Annotated in this window: 18 protein-coding genes and 1 tRNA gene; 11 read left to right on the forward strand and 8 right to left on the reverse strand. The window is 72.8% G+C overall.

Annotated features, from left to right (window positions below):
* Window positions 1-60: 60 nt before the first annotated feature.
* Window positions 61-134: transfer RNA gene (locus tag ACQEVZ_RS23665), tRNA-Pro, on the forward strand.
* An 80-nt stretch (window positions 135-214) separates the two neighbouring features.
* The gene (locus ACQEVZ_RS23670) at window positions 215-793 is read left to right on the forward strand and encodes a DinB family protein (protein ID WP_433369947.1); all 579 of its coding nucleotides are present in this window, start codon (window positions 215-217) and stop codon (window positions 791-793) included.
* A gap of 216 nt (window positions 794-1,009) precedes the next feature.
* Here ACQEVZ_RS23670 and ACQEVZ_RS23675 read toward each other — a convergent pair whose 3' ends face one another.
* Window positions 1,010-1,840, reverse strand: a complete 831-nt coding sequence (locus tag ACQEVZ_RS23675; RefSeq protein ID WP_433369950.1) for a class I SAM-dependent methyltransferase — start codon at window positions 1,838-1,840, stop codon at window positions 1,010-1,012.
* A gap of 243 nt (window positions 1,841-2,083) precedes the next feature.
* Here ACQEVZ_RS23675 and ACQEVZ_RS23680 point away from each other — a divergent pair, with 243 nt between their 5' ends.
* Entirely contained in the window at window positions 2,084-2,668 is a 585-nt protein-coding gene (locus ACQEVZ_RS23680; RefSeq protein WP_433369953.1) for a TetR/AcrR family transcriptional regulator, read from the forward strand.
* 28 nt (window positions 2,669-2,696) lie between these two features.
* Here ACQEVZ_RS23680 and ACQEVZ_RS23685 read toward each other — a convergent pair whose 3' ends face one another.
* Complete coding sequence (locus ACQEVZ_RS23685) at window positions 2,697-4,088, reverse strand: FAD-binding oxidoreductase (RefSeq protein ID WP_433369956.1); 1,392 nt, start codon at window positions 4,086-4,088, stop codon at window positions 2,697-2,699.
* A gap of 31 nt (window positions 4,089-4,119) precedes the next feature.
* Here ACQEVZ_RS23685 and ACQEVZ_RS23690 point away from each other — a divergent pair, with 31 nt between their 5' ends.
* The 3 genes from ACQEVZ_RS23690 to bfr all read left to right on the forward strand — a co-directional run bounded on the left by ACQEVZ_RS23690 (window position 4,120) and on the right by bfr (window position 5,175).
* A complete protein-coding gene (locus ACQEVZ_RS23690; protein ID WP_344514226.1) occupies window positions 4,120-4,410 on the forward strand; it encodes a DUF4031 domain-containing protein in 291 nt (96 codons plus the stop codon).
* A 72-nt stretch (window positions 4,411-4,482) separates the two neighbouring features.
* A complete protein-coding gene (locus ACQEVZ_RS23695; RefSeq protein WP_344514228.1) occupies window positions 4,483-4,671 on the forward strand; it encodes a (2Fe-2S)-binding protein in 189 nt (62 codons plus the stop codon).
* Between the two features lie 21 nt (window positions 4,672-4,692).
* Window positions 4,693-5,175: a bacterioferritin gene (gene bfr, locus ACQEVZ_RS23700; RefSeq protein ID WP_344514230.1), complete on the forward strand. Its 483-nt coding sequence runs from the start codon at window positions 4,693-4,695 to the stop codon at window positions 5,173-5,175.
* Here bfr and ACQEVZ_RS23705 read toward each other — a convergent pair.
* Window positions 5,150-5,761, reverse strand: a complete 612-nt coding sequence (locus tag ACQEVZ_RS23705) for an HD domain-containing protein (protein ID WP_433369961.1) — start codon at window positions 5,759-5,761, stop codon at window positions 5,150-5,152. The genes bfr and ACQEVZ_RS23705 overlap by 26 nt on opposite strands.
* Window positions 5,745-8,885, reverse strand: coding sequence for a diguanylate cyclase (locus ACQEVZ_RS23710; protein ID WP_433376953.1), 3,141 nt, complete (start codon window positions 8,883-8,885; stop codon window positions 5,745-5,747). Before ACQEVZ_RS23710 ends, ACQEVZ_RS23705 begins: the two co-directional genes overlap by 17 nt.
* A 203-nt stretch (window positions 8,886-9,088) precedes the next feature.
* Here ACQEVZ_RS23710 and ACQEVZ_RS23715 point away from each other — a divergent pair, with 203 nt between their 5' ends.
* Complete coding sequence (locus tag ACQEVZ_RS23715; protein ID WP_433369964.1) at window positions 9,089-9,769, forward strand: S8 family serine peptidase; 681 nt, start codon at window positions 9,089-9,091, stop codon at window positions 9,767-9,769.
* On the opposite strand, the gene ACQEVZ_RS23720 is transcribed toward ACQEVZ_RS23715, so the two are convergent.
* Both ACQEVZ_RS23720 and ACQEVZ_RS23725 read right to left on the reverse strand, forming a co-directional pair.
* Window positions 9,752-10,030: a hypothetical protein gene (locus tag ACQEVZ_RS23720; RefSeq protein ID WP_433369967.1), complete on the reverse strand. Its 279-nt coding sequence runs from the start codon at window positions 10,028-10,030 to the stop codon at window positions 9,752-9,754. The genes ACQEVZ_RS23715 and ACQEVZ_RS23720 overlap by 18 nt on opposite strands.
* A 98-nt stretch (window positions 10,031-10,128) precedes the next feature.
* A complete protein-coding gene (locus ACQEVZ_RS23725) occupies window positions 10,129-12,009 on the reverse strand; it encodes a glycerol-3-phosphate dehydrogenase/oxidase (protein WP_433369970.1) in 1,881 nt (626 codons plus the stop codon).
* Between the two features lie 9 nt (window positions 12,010-12,018).
* Between ACQEVZ_RS23725 and ACQEVZ_RS23730 the strand changes: the two genes are divergently transcribed.
* On the forward strand, window positions 12,019-12,480 hold the full coding sequence (locus ACQEVZ_RS23730; protein WP_354889107.1) for an SRPBCC family protein: 462 nt from the start codon (window positions 12,019-12,021) through the stop codon (window positions 12,478-12,480).
* Here the strand turns inward: ACQEVZ_RS23730 and ACQEVZ_RS23735 are convergent.
* Window positions 12,471-14,060 (reverse strand): phytoene desaturase family protein, encoded by a 1,590-nt coding sequence (locus ACQEVZ_RS23735; RefSeq protein ID WP_344514242.1) that lies wholly within the window; start codon window positions 14,058-14,060, stop codon window positions 12,471-12,473. The two genes, ACQEVZ_RS23730 and ACQEVZ_RS23735, sit on opposite strands and share 10 nt — an antisense overlap.
* A gap of 62 nt (window positions 14,061-14,122) precedes the next feature.
* Here ACQEVZ_RS23735 and ACQEVZ_RS23740 point away from each other — a divergent pair, with 62 nt between their 5' ends.
* Window positions 14,123-16,405 (forward strand): S8 family serine peptidase, encoded by a 2,283-nt coding sequence (locus ACQEVZ_RS23740; protein WP_433369975.1) that lies wholly within the window; start codon window positions 14,123-14,125, stop codon window positions 16,403-16,405.
* A gap of 1,315 nt (window positions 16,406-17,720) precedes the next feature.
* Entirely contained in the window at window positions 17,721-18,605 is an 885-nt protein-coding gene (locus ACQEVZ_RS23745) for a GNAT family N-acetyltransferase (RefSeq protein ID WP_433369978.1), read from the forward strand.
* Window positions 18,606-18,739: 134 nt separating this feature from the next.
* Here ACQEVZ_RS23745 and ACQEVZ_RS23750 read toward each other — a convergent pair whose 3' ends face one another.
* Window positions 18,740-18,970, reverse strand: coding sequence for a hypothetical protein (locus ACQEVZ_RS23750; RefSeq protein ID WP_433369981.1), 231 nt, complete (start codon window positions 18,968-18,970; stop codon window positions 18,740-18,742).
* A 90-nt stretch (window positions 18,971-19,060) separates the two neighbouring features.
* Here ACQEVZ_RS23750 and ACQEVZ_RS23755 point away from each other — a divergent pair, with 90 nt between their 5' ends.
* Window positions 19,061-20,131, forward strand: coding sequence for a dipeptidase (locus ACQEVZ_RS23755; RefSeq protein WP_433369984.1), 1,071 nt, complete (start codon window positions 19,061-19,063; stop codon window positions 20,129-20,131).
* The last annotated feature ends 495 nt before the right edge of the window (window positions 20,132-20,626 follow it).

Here is a 20,626-nt window from a genome sequence, read left to right on the forward strand (position 1 = left end):
GCGACAGGGGATACCGAGTTGGAGCCCTGCCGAGCGTGGGCTACGATTACCCGGCACGCTCGGGGTATAGCGCAGCTTGGTAGCGCGCTTCGTTCGGGACGAAGAGGCCGTCGGTTCAAATCCGGCTACCCCGACAGCGTCCAGGGCCGGTCTTCCACACGGGAGGCCGGCCCTGACTCATTTTTTTGTCATACCCCCGTGGGATGCTGCGGGCATGAGCAAAGGTGACCTCCACCGCTATCTGCAGTCCGGCCGCGATGCGCTGCTGTGGAAGCTGGAAGGGCTGTCGGAATTTGACGTACGGCGCCCGTTGGTGCCGACGGGCACCAACCTGCTCGGTCTGGTGAAGCACGTGGCGAGCGTCGAGTCGGGCTATTTCGGCGTGACGTTCGGCCGGCCGTTCGAGGAGCCGATGCCGTGGATCGGTCCGGGCGCCGAGCCGAGCGCCGACACGTGGGCCACGCCCGACGAGAGTCGCGAGCAGATCGTCGCCCTGTACCGGCGGGTGTGGGCGCACTCCGATGCCACGATCGAGGCGCTGCCGCTCGACGCCGCCGGGCAGGTGCCGTGGTGGTCCGCCGGGCACCGCGACGTGACGTTGCACCGGGTCCTGATCCACATGATCGCCGAGACGGACCGCCACGCCGGTCACGCCGACATCATCCGCGAGCTGATCGACGGCGCCGCCGGCTTACACCAGGGCAACGACAACCTGCCGGCCGAGGACAAGGCCTGGTGGGCGAGCCACTACGACCGCGTGGAGCGCGCGGCGAAGGAGGCCGGCGACAGGTGACGCCTTCGTTCTCGTGGTGAGCGGGGCCGTCGTGGTGAGCGGGGCCGTCGTGCTCATCGAGGGCGCGGCGGTAGGAGCTCCACCGGCGCGGGTCGCACCTGCGCCGGTGGGCGCGGTGGCGGCGGGCCCCACCGGTGTGGGCATCCGTCCATGTTGGTATCCGTCCACTTCGGCGGCGGCATCCGTCCGCGTTGGAGACGGTTCGATTGCGGGCGGCTACCGGCTGGCCGGCGGCGGTGGCTGCTGGACGTGTCGCAGGGCGGTGATGGCGACCGTGGTGTAGGACATCGTGAAGGAGCCGCCGAGGTGGTCGATGGCGGTGCCGACGCTGTCCAGGATCTCGGTCAGGCGGTCCTGGGGCAGGCGGGTGAGGACGCCTGACGTGGGGAGCTGGTCGAGCCAGGTGGCCGTGGTGTAGATGTGCTCCCAGGAAAAGGTCCACTCCTCCGGCTCGGTGAAGGCGCCGGTCGCGCGGATGCCGTCGGCGGCCTGGACGAACATCGGGCGGTACATCGCGACGCCCTGCACCGATGCCTGGATGGTGAAGGGGGTGTCGGGCAGGACCCGGTGGTAGACCTCGGCGAAGGTCTCCGCGACGGTCGGAGGCAGCTCCCAGGTGTGCCAGAAGGCCGCCAGCAGGCCGCCCGGCCTGAGCACCTCAGCGGCCTTGGCCGCGCCCGCCGAGGCGTCCACCCAGTGCCAGGCGGTGGCGGCGACGACGGCGTCGAAGGAGCGGCCCGCGGGGTCCCAGGACTCGAAGGTCGAGACCTCGGCGTCGATGCCGGCGGCGCGGGCGAAGGCGGCCATCCGGGGGTCCGGCTCGACGCCGAACACCGTGTGGCCGGCGGCTCGCAGCTGGCGGCTCGCGATGCCGGTGCCGCAGCCGACGTCGAGGACGTCCGGGCCGGGTGCGGTGGCGGTGATGCGGGCGATCAGCGCCTCCGGGTAGGCGAGGCGGGTCCGGTCGTAGCGCCCGGCGTCCACGCCGAACGACTCGGCGACCGCCCGGCGCTGCTCCGGGCTCGGACCCGGCTGCGACGACAACAACGCCGGACCCGGCCGCGACGAAGACCCCGAACCCAACGACGGCCCCGAACCTGACGACGGATCCGGACCTGACGACGGACCCGAAGCCGGCAACGGACCCGAAGCCGGGTCGAGGGACGGAGGGGGCGCGGGCGACGGCGGTAGAGTGACCATGCGCCCACTATAAATGGGCAAGCGCCCATTCGGAATGGGCGAGCGCCCACATGCAGGGGCGCGAGCCCGGAACAGCAGGACGGAGACACGGTGCCGACTGGGGTGGCGTTACGCGACGCGCGGCAGCAGTTGCTCGACGCGGCGGAGCGGGTGCTGTTGCGGGACGGGCCGGGGGCGTTGACCAGCAGGACGGTCACGGCGGAGGCCGGCTGCGCCAAGGGCGTCCTGCACCGGCACTTCAAGGACTTCGACGACCTGCTCGTCGAGCTCGTCCGCGACCACGCCGGGCGGACGAGGGCCCGCGGGGAGGCCCTGAAGGCCGCCGTGGGCACGGGCACCGTCCAGGACAACGTCGCCGAGGCGTTGGAGGAGTTGTTCACCTCGGTGGCGGTGGCGGTGGTGCCGCTGATGACGTTCCGGGACGAGCTGCGTGCCAGGCTGCGCCAGACCTGGCCCACGAGCCTGCCGGTGTTGCAGGAGGCGGCGGATTCGATCGCCGCCTATCTGGCCGCCGAGCGTGGCCTCGGCCGCATCGCCCCGGGGGCCGACACCGACACCCTGGCGAGGATGCTGATCGGCACGGGTCATCTGCTCTACGCCGACCGCCGCGTCGCCCCGCCGGCCGCCGAGACGGTCCGCGCGACCATCAGCGCCGCCCTGCCGGTGCGAGGCTGACGGGCGCGCGGCGCCAGAAGATGCGGCGTCAGAAGATCTTGCCGGGGTTGAGGATGTTGTCGGGGTCGAGGGCGGCCTTGATCGAGCGGTGCGCCTTCAGGCCGGTGGGGCCGATCTCCCGGGCGAGCCAGTCGCGCTTGAGGAGGCCGACGCCGTGCTCCCCGGTGGAGGTGCCGCCGAGGGCCAGGCCCAGGGACATGATGGCGTCGAAGACCTTCTGGCCGCGGGCCAGACTGGTGGGGTCGGAGCGGTCGATGACGATGATGGGGTGGAGGTTGCCGTCGCCGGCGTGGCCGACGGTGGCGACGACCACGCCGTGGGTCGCGGCGATGGACTCGATGCCTTCGATGAGCTCGACGAGCCGGGTGCGCGGGACGGCGACGTCGTCGACCATGATGCCGCCGCCGCCCGGGTAGAGCTGCGCGGCGAACTGCTCCAGCGCGGGGTGGGCGAGGCGGCGGGCGGCGAGGAGGGCGTCGGCCTCGACGCTGTCGGTGGCGACGTGGACGTCGGAGGCCTGTGCGTGGCGGCAGAGGGCGGCGATCGCGGCGAGGTCGTCGGGGGCCCGGCTGCCGGAGTCGACGGCGGCGATGAGCAGCGCGGCGGCGGTCGTGGGCAGGTCCATGGGGCGGTAGGCCTCGATGGCGCCGAGGCTGACCCGGTCGATGACCTCCAGCATGCTGGGCTGCAGGCCGGAGGCGATCACGGACGAGACGGCGGCGCCTGCGGCGGGGAGGGTGTCGAAGACGGCGACGAGGGTGAGCGAGTCGGCGGGCGCGGGGCGCAGCTTGACGGTGATCTCGGTGATGACGCCGAGGGTGCCTTCGGAGCCGACGAAGAGGCTGGTGAGGTCGTAGCCGGCGACGCCCTTGGCGGTGCGCCGGCCGCAGTTGAGGACCTCGCCGCTGGCCAGGACCACCTCGAGGCCGATGACGTGGTCGCTGGTGACGCCGTACTTGACGCAGCACATGCCGCCGGCGTCGGTGGAGACGTTGCCGCCGATGGTGGACTGCTCCCAGGAGCCGGGGTCGGGCGGGTAGTAGAGGCCCTTGCCGGCGACGGCGCGGCGGAGCTGGGCGTTGACGACGCCGGGCTGGACGACGGCGACACGGTTCGCGGCGTCGATGTCGATGATCTCGTTCATGGCGACGAGGGACAGCACGATCGCGCCGTCGATGGCGTTCGCGCCGCCGGCCAGGCCGGAGCGGGCGCCCTGCGGGATGACGGGGACGCGGTGCTGACTCGCGGCGCGGAGGACGGCGGAGACCTGGCCGGTGGTCCGGGGACGGACGACGACCGCGGGGGTGCCGTACGCGCACAGGTCGGCCTCGTCGTGCTCGTACGAACGCAGCAGGTCCGGGTCGGTGAGGACACCACCCTCGTGAGGCAGTGCGGCACGGAGCGCCTGAATGAGATCCATGCTGAGATCCATGTTTGGCAGGCTAGTAGGCGTGCTCTACATCGACACGCCGCGGTGGCCGGCGCACGGCAGGTTCTGGGCCCATCTGATCAGCGACGTGTCGGTGGCGGAGCTGCACGCGTTCGCGGAGCTGCTGGGGGCGCCGCGGCGCGGGTTCGAGCGGGATCACTACGACGTGCCCGCCGAGATGGCGCAGCGGGCCGTCTGGCTGGGTGCGGAGCGGGTGACCGGCAAGGAGATCGTGGCGCGCCTGAAAGCTGCCGGGCTGCGTCGGCCACGACATTTGTCCGGTTCGGCGGACGCATCCAGGACAGTGAAATAGCTGCTCAGGGGTTGTTTTTGGGGGTAACTTAGGCGACCCTTGCTTAGGTAAGGCTAAGCGAGGAGTGCAACCGTGTATGTCTGCATCTGTGCCCGCGTCCGGGAGTGCGAGATCCGGCGGGTCATCCGCGCCGGGGCGCACAGCGAGGACGCCGTCGGCGACGAGTGCGGCGCCGGCACCGGCTGCGGGACCTGCCTCGATCGGGTGGCAGACCTGATCGAGGCGGAGGCGCCGAATGCTGTATTGCCCGCTTTGGCCTAGAAAAGCGGTTACCCTGCCCACATGCAGGGGGATGCACGAGTCATTGAATTTCTCAACGAACAACTGACCGCCGAGCTCACGGCGATCAACCAGTACTTCCTTCACGCCAAGATGCAGGAGAACTGGGGATATACGGTCCTGGCGAAACACACCCGGCACGAGTCGATCGACGAGATGAAGCACGCCGAGGTGCTGACCGACCGGATCCTGTTCCTGGACGGCCTGCCCAACTACCAGCGCCTCTTCGCGCTGCGGATCGGCGAGACCGTCCCGGAGCAGTTCAAGTGCGACATGCAGATCGAGATGGAGGCCGTCGACCGGCTGCGGCGCGGCATCGAATACATGCGCTCGATCGGCGACGTGACGTCGGCCAACATCTTCGAGGAGATCCTCGAGGACGAGGAGCACCACGTCGACTACCTGGAGACCCAGCTGGCCCTCATCGAGAAGCTGGGCGAGCCCTTGTATCTGCAGAACGTCACGGAGCACCCAGAAGCGTCGTGATCTCGGTCCGCAGGTTGTCGTGTGCGCGGGCGGTCCACTCCGCCCGCGCCGGCACCGCGCGGAACAGCGATGGCTCGGCGAGGAACGCCCCCAGGATCTGCGCCCGCCCGGAGCGGAAGGCTTCCTCAGGGACAGCCGCGTACTCCGCTCGTACAGACGCCGCATAACGGGCATAGTCCGCCGGCGGCGCCGCGAGGATGGCGAGGTCGGCGTCCGCGAGCAGCGCGCCGTTGCGGTCACCGCCGGCGACGGTGTGGCCCGCCGTGAGACGGACGAGCCGGGCCACCTCGGCCACCCGGTCCGGCGGGACGCCCAGGCCGGGCAGCACGTCCAGCGCCAGGGCGGCGCTGCGCTCCTCGTTGTCGGCGGCGAACGGCTCGTAGACCGCGTCGTGGAACCACGCCGCCATCCGCACGGCATCGACGTCGTCGGCGGCATCGCCATGATCGTCGATGACCTGGAGCATGAATCCCAGGTGGTCGAGGGTGTGGTACCGCCGGTGCGGCTCCGACCAGCGGGCGATCAGATCGACCCCGATCGAAGCATCACCGGGAAACAGGCGCTGCCAGTCAGCCAACGACACCATACGAGGACTGTAGGGCCTCCACGATGTGCTCGATGCTGACCGCCCGGCCCGCGGCGCGGTCGCGCTGGTGGTCCGGCAGCAGCGGCAGCGTCACGGAGCGCAGCGTCTGCGCGTCCGGCGGCTCCGTGAGCCGGTGCCGGGCCCGCAGGCCGTCCGCGGCGCCGATCAGCCGCGCCGCGTGCCCCGGGTCGTCGGCCGCGACCAGCGCCGCGACCACGTCCAGCGAGATCGCCAGGTCCAGCCGGTCGCCGACCTCGTGCCGGGTGACCAGCGCGGTCACCAGCAGCCGCAGCGCCTCGACCCGGTCGCCCTCCAGCCGGGCGGCGAGGCCGAGCTGGTGCTGGGCCATCGCGGCGCCGAACGCGTCGCCGATCTGCCGGCTGAGGGTGAGGCTCTCGTCGAGGGCCTCGCGGGCCGCGGCGATGTCGCCCCGGGCGAGCATGATCTGCCCGAGGCACTCCAGGGCGAGCAGGATGCCCCGCGTGTTGCCGGCGGCGCGCTCCAGCGCGAGGCACTCGGTGGCGTAGCGCTCGGCGACCGCGATCTCACCCTGCGACAGGGAGACCTTGCTCAGGTTGCCCAGCGACGCGGCGACCCCCTGCGGCACGTCGAGCTCCCGCCAGATCGCCAGGCTGTGCCCGAACTGCTCGGTCGCGGCCGCGTGGTCGCCGCCGCCGATCGCCGCGATGCCCATCGCGTTGTGCGCGTGGCCCACGGTGGCGCGGTCCCCCGCCGCGGTCGCCTTCTCCAGGGCGGAGGCGCCGTAGCGGAACGCCTCCTCGTGCTCGTCCTGGGTCGCGGCGAGGATGGCGGCGGCGTGCAGCAGCCGCGCCAGGGCGCCGTCCTCGAGTCCCGGGGCCGCCAGCAGCGCCGTGAGCCATTCGCGACCCTCGTTGATGTGGGCGCCGTTTCGCCAGTACCGCCAGAGCCCCAGACAGATCCGGGTCTTGATGCCCACGCCCGCGTGCGCGAAGGCGGCCCGCACGTTCTGGTAGTCCGCCTCGACCCGGCCGGTCCACTCGACCTGCTCCGGCCCGGACAGGCCGGCGGCCGACGCCTCCGCGAACTCGGCGTAGAAGTCGGCGTGCCGGTCCAGGGGCGCGGCCTCGTCGCCGAGCCGGTGCCTGGCGTACGAGCGGATCGTCGACAGCAGCCGGAACCGGCCGTCGTCCTCGTCCCGGACGACCAGGTGCTTGTCGACGAGCCCTTCGAGCCGCTTGACCAGCAGGTCGAGGTCGCCGCCGGGCAGCGTGACGGCGAGCGCGGCGGCGGCCGTCCAGCCGCCGGCGAACACGGACAGCTCCGTGAGCAGCCGCTGCCCCTCGGCGTCGAGCAGCACGAAGCTCCAGTCGATCGCCCCGCGCAGGGTCTGCTGCCGTGCCGGCAGGTCCCGCGGCCCGGCGCCGCCGAGGGAGTCGAGGTCGCGGTCGAGGTGCTCGGTGAGGTGGTTGAGCAGCTCGTCGGGGGTCCAGCGGTCGATGTGCGCGGCGGCCAGCTCGATGGCGAGCGGCAGGCCGTCCAGGCGCCGGCACAGCGCCGCGACCGGCAGCGCCGTGTCGATGGTGATCTCGAAGTCGGCGTCGACGGCCCGGGCGCGCTGCTCGAAGAGCGTCACCGCGGGCGAGTCGGCGAGCGTCGGCACCTGGTACACCTGCTCGCCGTAGAGCGAGAGCCGCTCCCGGCTGGTGACCAGGGCGCGAACCCCCGGCGCCGCGGCCAGCAGGTCGCTGACCAGGGCCGCGCCGTCGTCGACGACCTGCTCGAAGTTGTCCAGGACCAGCAGCAGCTCCGACTCCTCGAGCTGGTCCAGCACGGTGTCGAAGAGGTGCTGGTCGGGCAGCTCGCTGACCTGGAGCGCCCGCGCCAGGGCGGCGGTCATCTGCTCGGCGTCGGTGCTGTCGGCGAGCGGCACGAACACGGCGCCGCCCTCGAAGTCGTCGGCGGCGACGGTGGCGGCCGCCAGCGACAGGCGGGTCTTGCCGATGCCGCCGGGGCCGACCAGCGTGACCAGCCGCGCGTCCCGGATCAGGGCGGCGACCTTCGCGGTCTCCCGGTCCCGTCCGACGAGCCGGGTCATCGGCACGGGCAGCCGGCTGCGGCGGCGCCTCGCCTTCGGTGGCTTGACCGTCCAGGTGCCGTCGGAAGCGCCGATGAGCTCGCCCTGCGACCGCAGCCGGGCCAGCTCCGCCTCGGCCTTCGCCGGCAGGCCGCCGGAGCGCTCGACGAGCCGGTCGACCAGCGCCTTGCTGGGCTCGCCGGCCAGGGCGATGCGCATCCAGATGCGCAGCGTCGCCGGCGACCACGGGGTCAGCTCGACGACGGCCTCGCGCAGCCCGGTGCGGCGCGGGTCGTCGTCGCGCGGGTTCGTGGTCGCGTACACGATCGCCGCGGCGTCCCCGAGCTCCGGCAGCGGGTCACCCACGTCCGCCAGCAGGATGCATCCGGGGGTTCGCTCCGCCGCCAGTACCGCCGGAAAACCGCGCAAACGGGCGATCTGGGCGACTTCACGGAGGAAACGGGTGTGGCCCGCGCCCGGTGGGCCGACGATCCGCAGGGCGGCGTGGCCACCGGCGGCGACCCGCGTGAGGAACTCCTGCGTGCTGCTCAGCGCCGCGTCGCGCTCCCACAGCCGGGACGAGCCGCCGCCCTGGCCGCCCGAGACCTCGACGTCGTCGCCGACCGCCTGCCCGCGGCCGCGGCGCTTCGCGAGATAGTTGCGGCGGTCGGCGGCGGCGATCAGGGTCTCGCCGTCGGTACCGTCGACCGGGCTGGTCGCCACGCCGAGGCTGATCGACAGGTGCAGCGGCGGGGTGCCGGCGAACTCCCGGGCGCGGATCTCGTCGGTCAGCCGGATCGCGAGGCGCAGCGCCTCGTCGGCGCCGGTGTTGGGCAGCAACAGCACGAACTCGTCGCCGCCGTAGCGGAACAGCATGTCGTCGGTGCGGATGAGCTCGGCGATCCGGTCGGCGAGCTGGCGCAGCAGCAGGTCGCCGCGGAGGTGGCCGAAGGCGTCGTTGACCGTCTTGAAGTGGTCGACGTCGAACAGCAGCAGGCTGCACCCGGCGACGTCGTGCAGGGCGTCGTCCAGCGCGGCACGCGAATGAGCACCGGTGACTGGATCCATCGTCACCGGTGCTGGGCCGCCCTGCACGTTCATTGTCAACTTGATCGGCCTTCCGGGGTCGCCGATGAGGTGTTCAGCAGGTTTTGACCGTCCGGTGTCCACCCGCTGGATGTTCGTCGGCGCCGAATGTCCCTTTGCGTCCGCGCGGCGTGACTATCTGTGAACACTCCCGCATGTTGGGTGAGCCAAGGTCGGCGCCTCCGGTGGCGCCGTGGACGTCTTGCAGGTCATCGCCGGGATCGACTGGGCCGTGCAGCACCGCAACGACGACAAGGCCAACCCGATCCGGATCATCACCCTCGCGTACCCAGCCGACCTTCTACGACCCGCTGAACTACGCCGTCGAGAACGCGTGGCGCAACGGTGTCGTCGTCGTCGCCGCGGGCGGCAACGCCGGCACCGTCGCCACGCTCACCAACCCGGCCAACGACCCGTCGGTCCTGTCCGTCGGCTCGGCCTCGGTCAACAACACCGTCAGCAGCGCCGACGACACCGCGTCGTCGTTCGACTCCCGCGGTGTCGCGCGCAACCTGGACCTGCTCGCACCCGGCGAGCAGATCGTGTCGCTGCGTGACCCGGGCTCCTACCTCGACCAGACCCACCTGGGCGCCCGCGTGGGCGACCGGTACTTCCGGGGCAGCGGCAGCTCGCAGGCCGCGGCGGTGACGTCCGGCGGCATCGCCCTGCTCCTGCAGAAGCGCCCCACCCTCACCCCCGACCAGGTCAAGGCGCTGCTCAAGAGCACCGCCACGGCGCTGCCGAGCGGCGTGGGCGAGCTCAACCTGGCCGCGGCGGTCAAGGCCGCGACGCCGGCCACGGTCCAGAGCGCCGGCACGGCGGCGGGCGTCGGGTCGCTGGAGTCCGTTTCAGTCGCCGCCGCCTGAGTCGCCGCCTGAGTCGCCGCCGTCCCAGTCGCTGCCGCCGTCGTCGCCGTCGGCGTCACCATCGGAGCCGCCACGGCCCCTGCGGCGTCCGGCGCCGCGCCGGTTGTTCCGGCTCGACCGCGCCACCTGCCCGCCGGCGAGCCGCGCCCGGCGCAGCACCTCCTCGCGGCTGAGCTCCCGCCTTCTCGACCGCTTCGCGGCGGCGACCGCCACGATCACCACCAGCAGCAGCACGATGCCGATCCCGATGCCCCACACCATGCGAGCATCATCGTCCGGTTTCTATGCCGGACGCTGCTCGGACTTCGTCAAGGTCTGCTCATTTCTCCCGCGACCGCCGTGCGGCCTTCATGCGGTCTTTATGCGATCGCCGTGCGGTCTGACCGGAAGCCGCGGACGTCCGGGACGCCGAGGCGGGCGGCGTCGGCGGTCAGGTCGTCCGGCATGCGCTGCGACTCCTGCTCCGCCGCGACCCGTGCCAGGTAGTGGTCGATCTCCGTGGACCGGGTCGCGGCGTCCCAGCCGAGCACCTCGCCCATGATCGCGGCGGTCTCCGAGGCCGAGGCGGCGCCGCGGTGGTCGGTCTCGAAGGAGATCCTGGTCCGGCGGGTCAGCACGTCCTCGAGGTGCAGGGCGCCCTCGGCGAGCGCCGCGTACGCCACCTCGGCCGCGAGGTACTCCGGCGCGCCGGGCAGCGGGCGGCGCAGCGACGGGTCCAGGGCGAGGACGTCGAAGGCGAGCGAGCCGTACCGCTCCAGCAGGTGCTCCAGGACGCCGACGGAGATCCCGTGCCGGCGGGCGAGGTCGGCGCGGTTGGTCCACAGCGAGTGGTAGCCGTCGGCGCCGAGCAGTGGCAGGTCGGCGGTGCGGGAGGCGGGGACCAGCCCGCCGTGCCGGCGCAGGCCGCCGAGGCGGTGCGCGACGCGGTCGATGACGTCGGCGGCCATCACCCGGTACGTCGTGTACTTCCCGCCGGCGATCAGCATCAGCCCCAGCATCGGCTCGACGACGGCGTGGGTGCGCGACAGCGCGGAGGTCTGCTCGTCCTTGCTGTGCGGCTGCCGGTGGCGGGCCTCGCGGGACAGCAGCGGCCGGAGGCCGGCGTAGACGCCCTCGATGTCGGCGGTCGACAGCGGCCGGTCCAGGACCTCGTTGACCTGGCCGAGCAGGTAGGAGATGTCGGTCGCCGAGGCCGCCGGATGGCCACGGTCGAGGTTCCAGTCGGTGTCGGTGGTACCGATGATCCAGTGCCCGCCCCAGGGGATGACGAACAGCACCGACGTCTGGGTGCGCAGGATCAGGCCGGCCTCGCCGGTGATCGCGGAGCGGGGCACCACCAGGTGGACGCCCTTGCTGGCGCGGACCTGCATGCCCGCCGACTCGCGCGGGCCGGTGCCGGACAGCATGCCTGCGATGTCGTCCATCCACACGCCGGTCGCGGCGACGACGGTGCGGGCGTGGACCTCGAACTCCTCGCGGGACTCCAGGTCACGGACCCGCACGCCGGTGACCTCGCGCGCGTCGCGGAGCAGCCCGACCGCACGGGCGCTGGGCACGACGGCCGCGCCGAGGCTGGCGGCGGTGCGCGCGAGCGTCGCGACGAGCCGGGCGTCGTCGACCTGGCCGTCGTAGTACTGGATGGCGCCGCTGATCGCGTCCTCGCGCAGCGACGGGAAGCGGCGGTGGGTCTCCGTGCGGGACAGGTGCCGGTGCAGCGGCATCCCCCGCGGCGCGGACCCGTGCAGCTGGGCGGCGGTGGCGAACGCGTCGTAGAGGCCGACGCCGGCGCCGTAGTACGCCCGCTGCCAGACCCGCTGGACGACGCCGGTCAGCCCCCGGTGCGCGGGCAGCGGCACCAGGATCGGCACCGGCCGCACCAGGTGCGGCGCGAGCCGGGTCGCGAGCAGCCCACGCTCCTGCAGCGCCTCGGCGACCAGGCCGAACTCGAGCTGCTCCAGGTAGCGCAGGCCGCCGTGGATCAGCTTCGAGGACCGGCTGGACGTGCCGGAGGCGAGGTCGCGGGCCTCGACGAGCGCGACGGACAGCCCGCGGGACGCGGCGTCGAGCGCCGCCCCGGCGCCGGTGACCCCACCGCCGATGATCAGGACGTCGAAGCGCTCCCGGCGCAGCCTGGAGACGTCCTGCGCGCGGCGGGCGGGCGACAGGCGGCTGGCCTCGAAACGGGACGTGGAGGGTTCACGGCGCACCTCACTACGGTAGCCGCGCCCGTCACGGGGCATCACATCATCGTGTCCATCACCGAACGCATCATCAACGCGCCCGTGGAGCAGGTCTTCGCCGTCCTGTCCGACGGGTGGACCTACAGCGACTGGGTCGTCGGCACCGCGCACATCCGCGACGTCGACCCGGCATGGCCCGAGCCCGGCTCGCGGCTGCACCACAAGGCCGGCCCGTGGCCGATGTCGATCAAGGACCACAGCGAGTCGCTGGACTGGATTCCCGGCCGGATGCTGCTGCTCAGGGTCCGTCTGTGGCCCGCGGGCGTGGGGCAGGTGCGCTTCACGCTCGACCCGCTGGACGCCCAGGCGACCCGGGTGACGATGCAGGAGCAGTTCACCAGCGGGCCGATGCTCGCGGTCCAGAACAAGATCGGCGACGTGGTGCTGCACTACCGCAACGGCGAGGCGCTGACCCGGCTGGCGGATCTCGCGGAGCGGTCACCGGTCGCCCGCCGCCTGGCTCACCGGTAGATCGCCCGCATCGCCCTCCCGATGCCCGCGGCGTAGGCGTCGCCGAGCAGCGGACGGTGGCGGGCCAGCGCCGCCCGGGCCGCGTTGGCGCCGGCGGCACCGTGCACGCCGCCGCCGGGGTGGGCGCTGGAGCTCGCCAGGAACAGCCTGTCCACGGGCGTGTCCGCGCGTCCGAGACCGGTCACCGGCCGCCAGACGAGCTGCTGGAACGCCGCCGCGGTACCCCCGTTGATCGCGCCGTCGACGAGGCTCGGGTTCTTCTGCGCCAGCTCCGCCGGGCCGCTGACGTGCCGCGCCAGGACCAGGTCGTCGAAGCCTGGCGCGTGCCGGCGCACCGCGTCCTCGACCCGGGCGATCTGCGTGCGGACCATCTCCGCGTCGACCTCGCCGGGCTTCGCGGGGCGCGGCAGGTGCGTGTAGGCCCACAGCGACTCCGTGCCGGCCGGCGAGCGGGTCGCGTCGGCCGTCGTCATCTGCCCGATGAGCAGGAACGGGTCCTCGGGCGCGCGGCCGGCGGCGAGGTCCGCCGCGTACCGCTGGGGGTCGGTGCCGAGGTGGACGGTGCCCGCGCCCGCGACGTCCGGCGAGATCCACGGGACCGGGCCCGACAGCGCCCAGTCGATCTTCAGCGTGGCGTTGTCCCAGCGGAAACCCTCCAGGTCCTGCAGCAGCCGGACCGGCAGGTGCTCTTGCAAGATCAGGCTCTGGTACAGGGTGGGCGCCGGCACGTCCGCGACGACGGCGCGACGCGCGCGGACCAGCCGGCCGTCGGTGCACCGGACACCGAGCGCCCTGCCGCCGCCGACGACCACCCGGTCGACCATGGCGCCCGTGCGGATCTCGCCCCGGCGCCCGAGGCGGCGGACCAGGGCGTCGGTGAGCTGCTGGGCGCCGCCGACGGGCACCGGGAACCCGTGCTGCTGGCCGAGCATCGCGAGCAGCCAGCCGAAGCCGCCGCTGGCCGCGTCGTCGGGGGCCAGGTCGGTGTGCAGGGCCAGGCCGGTGAGCAGCAGCCGGCCGCCGTCGCCGTGGAAGAGCTCCTCGCCGAGGACCCGGGCCGGGACGAGGAACCGGCGGCCGAGGCGAAGCGCCTCGCCGAGCCCGGCGCGGGCGGCGAGCCGCACCCCGGAACGGACCGGGGGAAACGGGGTCAGCAGCGACGGGAGGAGGTCGGCGGAGAGTCGGCGCCACTGCTCGTACACCTGCCGCCAACGTGAACCGTCGCCCGGTGCGAACCGCTCCAGCGACTCCGCCGTGAGGTCCAGCTCCCGGCTGAGCACGGCCGCACGCCCGTCCGGGAACAGGTGCGCGACGACCTCGGGCGCGTGCGTCCAGCGCAGTCCGTGCGCCTCGAGGTCGAGCGCGAGCAGCGGCGGCGACCCCGCGCCGAGGGGGTAGAACGCGCTGCACAGGTCGCTCAGGAAACCGGGCGCGGTGATCTCCGCCGAGCGGACGGCGCCGCCGACGTGCCCGGTGCCCTCCAGCACGAGCACGTCCCAGCCCGCGTCGGCGAGCATGTTGGCGGCGACCAGACCGTTGTGCCCGGCGCCGATGACCACCGCGTCGACCGTTTCCCGCATGCCCCTCAGTTTGCCCCCGCGGCTCATCCGAAACTGTCGTAGGCGAGTCGTAGAGTGCGGCCATGGGTCGATCACGGGGTTGGGCGCTGGGATTGACCATTGTCCTCGGCCTCTGGGCGGTGGCGGTCACGGTCGCCGTCCACGCCGGGGTCTGGGTCGTCGGCGAGGGCCTGCTCGCGCTGGGATTCGAGCTGCCGTCGTTCGTGTGGCCGGCCGCGGGCTGGCTCGCCGCCCTTCTGGTCGCGGGGCCCGCCTTCCTGCTCGCCCGGCTGTCGCGTGTCGCGTTCGCCCAGGTCGCGGGCAGGCAGTGGGCGCTGACCGCGCTGCTCGGCGGGCTGCTCGGCACGGCGCGGATCATCCCCACCACCGCCCACGAGGGCTATCTGGCGCTGCTCGCCGTGACCGCCGCGGTCGCCGCGACCGTGCACCGCGCCGTCCGGGGGCGGGCGCCCCGGTCCAACGGCTGGCTGTTCTGGCTGTGCCTCGCGATCGGGCTGGTCGCGCTGCTGCCGTGGCTGTGGGTCGGCGCGTTCGGCGGCCAGGTGGAGACGGTCCTGGCCGCGCTCGCCGCGGTGGCGGTCGCCTGGCTCGCGGTGCGACCGGCCACGGCGCTCGCCGACGCCGGCTCCTCGATCCGCAGCGTCTGGGGCGGCACTGCCATCGGCGGCCTGACCGCCGGGGTCGGCCTGGTCACGCTCGTCGCGGGCGCCGGCGAGCCGGCGGTGCAGCTGTTCGCGATGGTGGCAGTGCCGCCGCTGGCGTTCGCGCTGGCCGCGCTCGCCCGCCGCGGCCACCCGTCGGCGCTCGCCCTGCTGGCGCCCGCGCTGTTCGGCCCGCTCGCCCTGGTCGACCCCGAGGAGACGTCGCTGCTGCTCGGGCTGCGCGACGTGGCGTTCTGGTCGGCGATCGGCGCCCTAGTCGGCCTGGTCCTGGCGCTGGCGGTCGCCGCGGCGGCGGTGCCGGCGACCGGGCGGATCGTGTGGCGGCCCGGGTTCGCCGCGCTCGCCGCGGCCGTCGTGCTCGCGGGCGGCGCCACCGTATATGCGACGCTCGGCCAGCCCGGCTTCCACGGCGAGCACCTCTTCGTGATCATGAAGGAGCAGGCCGACCTGAGCGGCCTCCGCGAGGTGCCCGACCGCACCACCCGCATCCGGCAGACCTATGAGCGGCTCGTCGGCACCGCCGAGCGCTCGCAGGCGTCGCTACGCGGCGCGCTGCGCTCCAGGGGCATCGACTACACGCCCTTCTACCTGGTCAACGGCATCGAGGTGGCCGCCGGGCCGCTCGCGCGGCGCTGGCTGGAGGGCCGGCCCGAGGTCGACCGCGTCCTGCTCAACCCGCGGCTGCGCCCGCTGCCGGCCGTCGCGGCACCGACCCGCGGCGTGTTGCCCGCGCCGACCGCCCCGCCGTGGAACCTGACCCTCATCAAGGCCGACCAGGTGTGGTCCCACTTCACGACCGGGCGCGGCATCGTCGTCGGCAGCTCCGACTCCGGCGTCGACGTCACCCACCCGGCGCTGCGCACGTCGTTCCGCGGCTCCGACGACTCCTGGTTCGACCCTGTCGACCACACTGCCGCCCCCGCCGACCACAACGGCCACGGCACCCACACCCTCGCCACCGCGGTCGGCGCCGGCGTGGGGGTCGCTCCGGGAGCGCAGTGGATCGCGTGCTCCAACCTCCCGCGCAACCTGGGCAGCATGGCCAACTATCTGAGCTGCCTGCAGTTCATGCTGGCGCCGTTCCACCCGGGCGCCGACCCCCTGCACGACGGCCAGCCCGACCGCGCCCCGCAGGTCCTCACCAACTCCTGGGGCTGCCCCTCCGTCGAGGGCTGCGACACCCGCTCCCTGCGCCACGCCGTCGACGCCTTCGCCGCGGCCGGCATCTTCTTCGTCGCCGCCGCCGGCAACACGGGCCCCGGCTGCGCCACCGTCACCGACCCCCCGGCCAACTACGCCGCCACCTTCACCGTCGGCGCCGTCACCAGCACGTCGCAGGTCGCCTCCTTCTCCAGCCGCGGCCCCACCCCCGACAACCTCCCGAAGCCCGACCTGATGGCCCCCGGCGCCGCCGTCGTCTCCGCCCTGCCGGGCGGCGGCTATGGCGCCCTGAGCGGCACCTCCATGGCCACCCCACACGTGGCGGGCGTGGTCGCCCTGATGTGGGCGGCGAACCCCGCCCTCATCGGCAACATCGAACAGACCCGCGCCATCCTCATCCACACCACCCAGCCCGTCGACACCTCCACCTCTTCCTGCGGCCCCACCGACACCGCGGGCGCCGGCCTCGTCGACGCCATGGCCGCCGTCACCGCCGCCACCGCCACCCACCCGACCCCTTAACCCCGCCGCCCCCACCGCTGCTCGACCTTCCCCTGCGGCCCTCCGCCACCCGCCCTCGCCAACACCCGGTCACGCCAACCAACCTCTGAACCTGCCGTTCACCGCTCCTCGGCTCCCCTTGCGGCCCCTTCGACACCGGCCACCGAACCAACCCCTAGCCGGACGCCACCCACCGCTTCACGGTCTTCCCCACGGCTCCGTCGACGCCGCCAGCGCAGGCCTCGCCAATACACCGCCCAACCAACGCTTAGCCCGACGCTGTCCACCGCTCGTCCGTCTCTCCCTACGGCTCCCCCGAAACCGGCCTCACCGACGCATCGGCCACCGCCGTCGTTGCCACCCAAACCAACCCTTAGCCTTCGAACCCCTCCGGCGCTGCGGCGCCAGCCTCGCCGATACACCGGCCTCCATTACCCAACCAATCCCTGAGATCCGGACGCTGCCTACCGATCCTCGACCTCCCAATGCGGCCCGCCCGACACCGCCGACACCGGTCTCGCGGACACTCCAGCCGCCGCTACCGAACCAACCCCTCACTCGATTCCACCCACCGCTTCACGGCCTCCCCCTGCGGCTCCGCCGGGGCCGGCCTCGCCGACACACCGGTCAATGGCACCGACCAACCAAACCCTCAGCCCGACGCCGCCCACCGCTCATCGGTCTCTCCCCACGGCTCCGCGGAAACCGGCCTCATCGACGCACCCGCCACCACCCTGTGCCCGCGGCCCTCCGACACCGCAGCGCCGGCCTCGCCGATATACGGACCGCCGCCACCCAACCAATCCCTCAACCCGACACTGCCTGCCGCTCCTCGGCCTCCCTGTGGCCCGCCGACGCCAGCCTCATCGACGCACCGACGCCACCATCACCCAACCCTTAACCCGACGCCGCGCACCGCTCCACGGTCTCCCACTGCGGCTCCGCTGACACCGCCAGCGCCGGCCTCGTCGTCGTGCTGGCCGCCGTCACTGCCGCGGCCTGTTCGACGACGCGACCGCCTGCGCCACGCACAGGCTCGGGTTTGCCGATCGTCGCGCACCACCGTGTTCGGCGGGCTGGCCTGACCCGCAACCGGACGTGTGCAGGCAAGGCGGCCTGCCGTTCCGTACCAGCGCGAACAGGTCGACGCCCCGGCCCGGGGCACCCCCCAGCCCTCAACCTGCCGCGTTCTCCGCGCCTGTCCAGCCTCCGCGGTATCGGTTCGCATCGGCGGAGGCCCCGACACGGGCGGCGGGTGGCTGGCGAAGCTGCGGATGGCGCGCTTTGATCAAGGTGACAGGGTCGGGGCGGTCGAACAGTTAGGTATGTTTACCAAATGATCGGTGAGTGGGTGGGTGGGCCTGAGGTGGCTCGGTTGTGTGCGGGGGCGCTGGACCTGCCGGAGGATGCCCGGGAGGCGGAGGAGCTGATAAACCGGCTGGCGGCGCCGCCTGAGGGGCGGGTCGCCGTGCGGCTGGTGGAGCTGGACGACGCGGGGGACGCGGTCGGCGTGGTGTTCGGGTCGATCAGCGACAGAGACCCAGCGCTCGGGCACATCGAGCTGCTCGCGGTGGAGCCCGGGCGGCGGCGGGAGGGGATCGGCAGCGGGTTGCTGGCGGCGGCGGAGCGGCGGCTGGCGGAGGTCGGGGCGCGGAGGATCCGGATCGGGGGCAACCCGCCGTGCTACGCGTGGCCGGGGATCGACGTGCGGTACACGCCGGCGGTGTGCCTGGCGGAGCGGGCCGGGTACCAGCGGACCGACACCGCCTGGAACATGACGGCCGACCTGAGCCAGGTGAGCGCGACGCAGCAGGCGGACGAGGAGCGGCTGGAGAAGGCCGGGGTCAAGGTCCTGCGGGCGGGCAGCGACACGCCGGAGTGGGTGCGGGGCATCTGGGGCGACGGCTGGGCCTGGGAAGCGGCGCAGTCGATGGGGTGCTGGGTCGCGGTGAGGGACGGCGAGATCCTGGGGTTCGCGGCGTACGGTGCGAACCGCCCCAGCTGGTTCGGGCCGATGGGCACCGCGCCCGCGGCGGAGGGGCTCGGGGTTGGGCGGGTGCTGCTGCGGCGGTGCCTCGCGGACCAGTTCGACGACGGGCACCTGACGGCGCAGATCGGGTGGGCCGGGCCTGTCGCGTTCTACTCGAAGACGGTCGGCGCCCGGCTCGAACGCGTCTTCTGGATCTACACGAAAGACGTACACCTGCCGCAAACGCAATAAGCGCATGAAGGGCAGGCCGTGGGTTCGCCACGATCCTGCCCCGCACACGTCGCACCAGCGCCCAGTGATCCCCCGTCATGCCACGGGCGGCCGGTGCCGTCTCAACAACCCGACTCGAAGCCCCAGGGGCTGGGTCAGCGGTCGGGCTGGTTGGCCCGCTTGTCCTGCGCGGTGGTCTGCTGCTCCTGCTGGAGCTTCTTCGCCTGCATGGTGGCCGTGTTCGCGGTCGCCTGCTGTCCCGCGATGTCCGCGTCCGGGGTGATCATCATGTCGTCGGAACGGTCTGGGTCCATGTAGCCGAGGTCGTCTTCGCTGCGGTGCATACCGCGGCTGTCGAAGTTGCTGTTCTTCTGTGACTTACCCATGGCTTCCCCCTCGTGTAGGCCGCTCCCACCATATGAGGACCGTTCACGTGATGCGGGCAAATTCCACATTTCGCATCTAGAGTCGTGGGGATGAGCGGTGCGATACCAGTCATCGACGGCCACAACGACCTGCCGTGGCGGCTGCGGATGCGCGGCCCGGCCGACATCGCGGGTCACGCCGCAGGGCTGCACACGGATCTCCCCCGCCTCCGGCAGGGCGGCGTCAAGGCGCAGTTCTGGTCGGTGTACGTCCCGTGCGGCATCCCTCAGTCCGAGGCCACCGTGAAGGTGCTCGAGCAGATCGACCTGGTGCACCGGCTGGTCGACGCGCACCCCGGCGAGCTCGCGCTGGCGACGACCGCCGACGAGGTCGAGCGGATCAGCGAAACCGGACGGATCGCGTCGCTGCTCGGCGCCGAGGGCGGGCATTGCATCGATGACTCTCTCGGCGTTTTGCGCAGTCTGTACCGCCTGGGCGTCCGCTACCTCACGCTCACCCACGGCAAGAACACCGCCTGGGCCGACAGCGCGACGGACGAGCCCGCGGTCGGCGGCCTGTCGGCGTTCGGCGTGGAGGTGGTCCGCGAGCTGAACCGGCTCGGCATGATGGCCGACCTGTCGCACGTGGCCCCCGAGACGATGCACGCGGCGCTCGACGTGTCCACGGCGCCGGCGTTCTTCTCGCACTCCTCCGCCCGCGCCCTGTGCGACCACCCGCGCAACGTCCCCGACGACGTCCTCACCCGGGTCCGCGACACCGGCGGCGTGGTGATGGTGACGTTCGTGCCGTTCTTCCTCAACGAGACCTGCCGCCAGTGGGGCGACGAGCTCGTCCGCATGGAGGACGCCATCCCCGCCGAGTACGGCTCCCAGGAGTTCGAACGCCTGCAGCGCGACTGGATCGCCGCCAACCCCTGCCCCCCGTCCACCGTCCGCGACGTCGCCGACCACGTGGAGCACGTCCGCGACGTCGCCGGCATCACCGCGGTCGGCATAGGCGGCGACTTCGACGGTACGGAAGTCCTGCCCACCGGCCTCCACGACGTGTCGACGTACCAGTCCCTGTTCGAGGAACTGCGGACCCGCGGCTGGTCCGACGCCGACCTGCGCCGCCTGGGCTGGGAGAACACACTGCGCGTCCTGCGCGACACCTGCGGCTGACCCCACACCCCGCCATGATCGAAGGACGGATCCGGCCGCCCGCACAACCAGATCCGTCCTTCGATCATGGCTGGAGGACGGAGACGCCACGGCACCGTGCTGATCACGGCAGGCAAACCACAGACAAGAACGCAGCCCGGCCCAGCCGACCACGGCGAATCGCCGCGGGGCCGACCAGCGCCGGGGCGACAAACACCGAGCGGAATCGCGACCGGGCCGACCAACCGCCAGAGGAAGGCGGCCAACCACAGGCAGAAGAACCACGGTTGGGCCGACCAGACGCCGGAGGACGGCCGACCACAGGCGGAATCGCCCGGTCAGAGAGGGCCCCGGTCAGACGCCGAGCGGCGGAGACGGCCCGCCGCGCAACAAACCGTCAGCGACGGGCGGGGCCAGCGGCCGACCGTCAGCGCCGGGGCTGGAGCCAGCGGCAAACCGTCAGTGGCGGGGCTGAGGCCCGCGGCAAACCGTCAGTGGCGGGTCGGAAGTGTGTGG

The organism is Dactylosporangium sp. CA-152071, from assembly GCF_050936335.1.
Lineage (GTDB): Bacteria > Actinomycetota > Actinomycetes > Mycobacteriales > Micromonosporaceae > Dactylosporangium > Dactylosporangium maewongense.

Excerpts from the sequence above, each read along its gene's own strand:
- ACQEVZ_RS23710 (WP_433376953.1), bottom strand. The coding sequence starts at position 8,885 with ATGGATCCAGTCACCGGTGCTCATTCGCGTGCCGCGCTGGACGACGCC.
- ACQEVZ_RS23740 (WP_433369975.1), top strand. The coding sequence starts at position 14,123 with ATGGGTCGATCACGGGGTTGGGCGCTGGGATTGACCATTGTCCTCGGC.
- ACQEVZ_RS23755 (WP_433369984.1), top strand. The coding sequence starts at position 19,061 with ATGAGCGGTGCGATACCAGTCATCGACGGCCACAACGACCTGCCGTGG.
- ACQEVZ_RS23745 (WP_433369978.1), top strand. The coding sequence starts at position 17,721 with ATGATCGGTGAGTGGGTGGGTGGGCCTGAGGTGGCTCGGTTGTGTGCG.
- bfr (WP_344514230.1), top strand. The coding sequence starts at position 4,693 with ATGCAGGGGGATGCACGAGTCATTGAATTTCTCAACGAACAACTGACC.
- ACQEVZ_RS23705 (WP_433369961.1), bottom strand. The coding sequence starts at position 5,761 with ATGGTGTCGTTGGCTGACTGGCAGCGCCTGTTTCCCGGTGATGCTTCG.
- ACQEVZ_RS23750 (WP_433369981.1), bottom strand. The coding sequence starts at position 18,970 with ATGGGTAAGTCACAGAAGAACAGCAACTTCGACAGCCGCGGTATGCAC.
- ACQEVZ_RS23735 (WP_344514242.1), bottom strand. The coding sequence starts at position 14,060 with ATGCGGGAAACGGTCGACGCGGTGGTCATCGGCGCCGGGCACAACGGT.
- ACQEVZ_RS23720 (WP_433369967.1), bottom strand. The coding sequence starts at position 10,030 with ATGGTGTGGGGCATCGGGATCGGCATCGTGCTGCTGCTGGTGGTGATC.
- ACQEVZ_RS23725 (WP_433369970.1), bottom strand. The coding sequence starts at position 12,009 with ATGCCCCGTGACGGGCGCGGCTACCGTAGTGAGGTGCGCCGTGAACCC.
- ACQEVZ_RS23670 (WP_433369947.1), top strand. The coding sequence starts at position 215 with ATGAGCAAAGGTGACCTCCACCGCTATCTGCAGTCCGGCCGCGATGCG.
- ACQEVZ_RS23685 (WP_433369956.1), bottom strand. The coding sequence starts at position 4,088 with ATGGATCTCATTCAGGCGCTCCGTGCCGCACTGCCTCACGAGGGTGGT.